Source organism: Candidatus Binatia bacterium (assembly GCA_036382395.1).
Classification (GTDB): Bacteria; Desulfobacterota; Binatia; order HRBIN30; family HRBIN30; genus JAGDMS01.
Map to the genome: position 1 here is coordinate 1 of DASVHW010000219.1, position 4,391 is coordinate 4,391.

The following is a 4,391-nucleotide window of genomic DNA, read 5'->3' on the forward strand; positions in this document are numbered from 1 at the left end:
CCTCAATATCCCTGTAGTTCGGCGAAGCGGTTGCGGTGGTACGCGGCAGTGCCGAAGGTCATCTCCGCTACACGGGCCCGTTTGATGAAAAAGCCAATGTCGTGCTCGTCGGTCATGCCGATGCCGCCGTGCATCTGCACGGCCTCGTTACTGATCAGAACGAAGGCGTCGGAGCAGCGGGCCTTGGCGATGCTGGCGAGGGCCGGAACCCGCTGGCTGTCCTCATCGATGGTCTTGTGGGCAGCCATGACGGCGGAACGCGCTAGCTCGGTCTCGATGTACATCTTGGCGGCACGATGCTTGAGGGCTTGAAACGAGCCGATCGGAACACCGAACTGCACGCGCGTCTTCAGGTAATCCAAGGTCATCGACAGCGCGGCGTTCATGCCGCCGAGCATCTCGGCACACAGGCCGATGGTGGCACGGTCGATCACGGTGTCGAGGATGTCGCTGCCGTGGTCCACCTTTCCGAGCACGTCGTCGCCGGCCGCGGCCACATCGTCCAGGCGGACGATGGCGGCGTTGCGGCTGTCGATGCGCCACTGCCTCTCAATCGAGAGCCCGGGCGCATGGACATCGAGCAGGAAGAGGGTCATCCCGGCGCGGTCGGCAGTTGCCCCGGAGGTGCGTGCCGACACCAGGACCCGGTCCGCCCCGAAGCCGTCCAGCACGTGGACCTTCTCGCCGCTCAATCTCCATCCCGACGAGGTCTTCTGGGCTTGCGTCTCGACGTCGTGCGGATTGTAACGACTGCGCGATTCCTGGTGCGCCAACGCTAGGAGCAGATCGCCGCTGATCAGGGAGGGGAGCACGGCCTGGCGTTGGGCCGGCGATCCGCCGATGGCGATGGCGTTGCCCGCCAGCAAAATGTTCGAGATGAACGGTTCGGGCAGCAGCCCGCGCCCGAGTTCTTCCAGGATGACCATCAGTTCGGTGTAACCGAGCCCGGCACCGCCGTATTCTTCGGGGAAAATAATCCCCAGCCAGCCGAGCTTGGCCATTTCACCCCACAGCGTCCGCGAGTATCCGAGCGGATCGCCACTGTCGCGCAGGGTCCGAACACGGCGCAGCGAAGAGTTCTTATTCACGAACTCGCGGGCGGTGTCCTGCAGTAACTGCTGCTCTTCGTTCAGAATGAGTTCCATGCGTTCGGCTCTCACTTCAGTCCGGCAATCCCAGGACGCGTTTGGCGATGATGTTCAACTGAATCTCCGAGGTCCCACCCTCGATCGAGTTGCCGCGCGAGCGTAGCCAGTCCCGCGTCAGTGCGAGCTCGCTCTCGTCGAACCCGGCACCTTCCCAGCCGAGCCCCTGTGGGCCGGCGATGGCCAGCATCAGTTCGCGCCGGCGCATGTTCGTCTCGGTGCCGTAGTACTTGAACATCGACGTTTCAGGCCCCGGCTTGTGGCCGGCCTTCATGCTGTCCTGCGAGCGCTTCAGCGTCAGATCCAAGCAGGCCGCATCCATGTCCAACTGCGTGATGCGGTCACGGATGATCGGGTCGGCGATACGCGCCGCGCTCGCGGGCAGGTAGCGCCGGGCAAGCTCGAGCAGCGGATTGCCCGGTGCGCGATCCTTGAAGATATCGGCGATCATCGTGCGCTCGTGCCCGAGCAGTGCCTTGGCCATGGCCCAGCCGCCGTTGACCTGCCCCACAACTTGCGAACGCGGGACGCGGACGTTGTCGAGGAAGGTTTCGCAGAAGGGCGACGAGCCACTGATCAACAGGATCGGCCTGACGCTGACGCCGGGGCTGGTCATGTCCATGAGCAGGAAGGTGATGCCTGCCTGCTTGCGCACGTTGGGGTCCGTGCGCACCAGCAGAAACATCCAGTCGGCTTTGTCGGCGTACGAGGTCCAGATCTTCTGACCGGTGACGACGAAGTCGTCGCCATCGATGACGGCGCGGGCTTGCAGGCCGGCGAGATCGGAACCGGCCCCTGGTTCGGAATAGCCCTGGCACCAGCGGATTTCGCCGCGACCGATTGGTGGCAGGTGAACCCGTTTCAGGTCCTCACTGCCTTCCTGCAGCAGCAGCGGCCCGATCATCGTGAGGCCGAAGCCGACCAGTGGCGCGCGCACCCCGAGCTTGGCCATCTCCTGGCTGAGGATCTTGGCCTCGGCCTTGTCGAGCCCGCCACCGCCGTATTGTTTTGGCCACGTGGGCGCGGTCCAGCCGCGCTCGGCCATGACGTCGAGCCAACGTTTCACGTCGGCTGGGTACTGCGCCCGGCGCCCACCCCAGCACAAGTCGTCGACCACGCGCACCGGAGTGCACATCGATTTGGGCGCATGGGCCAGGAGCCACTGCCGCGTTTCCTCGCGAAACTGTTCGAGGGTGTCCATGGGCAGTGTTTTCCTACGGCGCCACGCTGCGGTCAAGGCTGCGTGATCAGCCTGCGTGTCTGAACCTCACCGCAAGCTCGAAGCCCGTCCCGCTAAGTGGAATGCGATGCTCGCGACCAGCTGTCCCTGCACACCGTGCCGCACCTGCGGCAGGTGCCGGGCCATTATTCGAGGAAGTAGCCTTCTTCGCCGTGCTCGTTGATGTCGAGGCCCATGTGTTCGACTTCGGGCGTGGGGCGCAGACCGATCGTGGCCTTGAGGGCGAAGCCGATGATGCCGGTGCCCACGACGGACAACACCAGCGTGATGCCCATGGCGTCCAGCTGATGCAGCCACAGGGTGTTGCCGACGATCCCTTTCAGGTTGATGGCGAGATTGGGGTTCGCCTCGGTGGTGGCGAGGACGCCCGCCAGCAGGGTGCCGATCGTCCCGCCGACGGCGTGGATGCCGAAGGTGTCGAGGGAATCGTCGTATCCGAGCTTCATCTTCAATTTGCTGCACGCAAAAAACGTCGCGACCCCCGCGCACAGACCGATCAACACCGCGCTGTTGGCCGTGACGAACCCGCTGGCGGGCGTGATCGTGGCAAGGCCGGCGACGGCGCCGGAGCACATGCCGAGCACGCTCGGTTTGCCGCGCAGAAACCGTTCGAGCAGGCCCCAGACGCATAGGCCCACGACGGCGGCGAACGTGGTGCTGACAAAAGCGTTCGAGGACACCGTGTCGGCCGCCAAGGCACTGCCGGCGTTGAACCCGTACCAGCCGACCCACAGCATCCCCGTGCCGACGGCGCAGAGCACCATGCTGTGCGGCAGGATCTGGTCCCGGCCGTAACCGGAGCGCTTGCCGAGGATCAGGCACAACACCAGTGCTGACCAGCCCGACGACATATGCACCACCATGCCGCCGGCAAAATCGATCGCCTTGATCTGCGCCTGCGGGTTTCCGGAACCGTTCATCAGGCCGTCGACGCCCCAGATCATGTGGGCCAGCGGGAGATAGACGACCAGCATCCAGATGGCGCTGAACACCATGATGGCGGTGAACTTGATGCGCTCGGCAACGGCGCCGACGATCAACGCCGGCGTGATGATGGCGAACATCATCTGGTACATGGCGAAGATATTGTGCGACACCCACTGGGCGTAATCGGTGTTGGGTTGGGCGGTGACGCCGCGCAGGAACGCATACTGGAATCCGCCCAGGATCGGCGTGCCGGGTGCGAACGCCAAGCTGTAGCCGAAGGCCCACCACATCATGGCGACCAGGCCGGCCAGACCGAGGCATTGGCCGAGGACCGACAGCACGTTCTTGCGCCGCACCAAGCCGCCGTAAAACAGCGCCAGGCCGGGCAGCGTCATGAACAGCACCAGCGCGGTCGACACCATCATCCAGCCGTTGTGGCCGGGGCCCGGCCCGGGAACGTTGGAAGTGGCAGTCACGCGCGCGCCGTTGTTCACGTAGGCCTCGAGGTCGGCTACGCGCTGCTCCAGCGTCGGCTCGGCCGTCGCCGTGGCGGCGGCAACCAACAGGATTAATCCAAAACAAGTCGATGCGATGCTCCGGTGCATGACAAGAAATCCTCTCGCCCTTGTCGTTGTTGACGGCTGGACCGGGCTGATACCGCGCCGACAGGAAAGAAACAATGGGCGTGCCACACCCCAGCGCTGTTCAGCGCGCCGAGCCCCGGTGCCCAGGTCGGTACCGCTCGCTGAGATGCTGCGCCAGGTCCTGCTCGTCGAACCACACCGGTTTCAGCTGCATGTCGGCAAACAGCGGTGACTGATCGCTGAAATGCGGCGAGTGCGGCACCGACGTGGCGCTGCCGAACTGGTGAACGCTGTGCGAGTGCACGCGCCCACTCGGATCCCATTCGACCAGCAGAATGAGGCCGTCGCCGTCGTCGGCAATCAATCGTCCGGACGCGTCCCGCGTGCCGCGAATGGCGCGCAACACATCGGGCCCGCCGTCGAGCGGCAGATCAATGGGCCCGCGCACCAGGCGTTGCACCTGTCCCAACGGCACATCGACCCGCCCGAAGTGCT

At 64.8% G+C, this 4,391-nt stretch carries 4 protein-coding genes; all 4 read right to left on the minus strand.

The annotated features are described in order from the left end of the window. Positions 1-2: 2 nt before the first annotated feature. The gene (locus VF515_10140) at positions 3-1,145 is read right to left on the minus strand and encodes an acyl-CoA dehydrogenase family protein (protein HEX7407993.1); all 1,143 of its coding nucleotides are present in this window, start codon (positions 1,143-1,145) and stop codon (positions 3-5) included. Between the two features lie 16 nt (positions 1,146-1,161). Beyond that, entirely contained in the window at positions 1,162-2,346 is a 1,185-nt protein-coding gene (locus VF515_10145; GenBank protein HEX7407994.1) for an acyl-CoA dehydrogenase family protein, read from the minus strand. Between the two features lie 164 nt (positions 2,347-2,510). Continuing rightward, complete coding sequence (locus VF515_10150; GenBank protein HEX7407995.1) at positions 2,511-3,917, minus strand: ammonium transporter; 1,407 nt, start codon at positions 3,915-3,917, stop codon at positions 2,511-2,513. 100 nt (positions 3,918-4,017) lie between these two features. Further along, positions 4,018-4,391: penicillin acylase family protein (locus tag VF515_10155; GenBank protein HEX7407996.1), on the minus strand; the 374-nt coding region annotated here is incomplete at its 5' end.